The organism is Fulvivirga sediminis (assembly GCF_016757215.1).
GTDB lineage: Bacteria > Bacteroidota > Bacteroidia > Cytophagales > Cyclobacteriaceae > Fulvivirga > Fulvivirga sediminis.
Map to the genome: position 1 here is coordinate 1 of NZ_JAESIY010000039.1, position 681 is coordinate 681.

1 protein-coding gene is annotated in these 681 nt (G+C 37.3%); it reads right to left on the reverse strand.

Annotation, left to right across the window (positions count from 1 at the left end):
* Positions 1-65: 65 nt before the first annotated feature.
* Positions 66-681 (reverse strand): IS3 family transposase (locus JL102_RS23390; protein WP_202246895.1); only part of this gene is annotated, 616 nt, incomplete at its 5' end.

Here is a 681-nt window from a genome sequence, read left to right on the forward strand (position 1 = left end):
TTTCAACACATGAAATTTACTTAAAGATTTCTGCTATAGTGTTGGAATGTGGTAAACCCGCTTTTTCATGCTGCTAATTTATTTTTATGGTTATGAATATAAAGCTGAACGGGTATCTGGTTACCAATGCTAGTATGTCTTCTGTCTGTATTGTAATAGCTAAAGTATTCTGCTAGTAACAGATAGAGATCGACACCATCATTGGGTGGGTTAAGGAATATCTTTTCGTATTTTACACTTCTCCATAGCCTTTCTATAAAGGCATTATCTGTAGCTCTTCCTTTCCCATCCATGCTCAATTTGATCTCACGATTTAAAACAAAATCTGTAAAAATATCGGAGGTAAATTGTGATCCCTGATCTGTATTTATAACCTCTGGACGTCCATGCGATTCAATGGCTTCCTCCAGTGTATTCCTGCACCACTCTGCATCCATAGTATTTGATACTGACCAATTGACCACATACCTGCTGTACAAATCAATAATAGCCACCAAATACATAAACCCTTGCTTCATGGGGATATAGGTAATATCAATAGCCCAGACTTGATTAGGCCTGTCTATAGAAAGACCTCTTAACAAATAAGGATATACTTTATGGGCTTTATGACGTCTTGAAGTATGTCTGCCGGGAAGAACTGCCTGTAGACCCATCACTTTGTAATAAAGCCTTTCAATT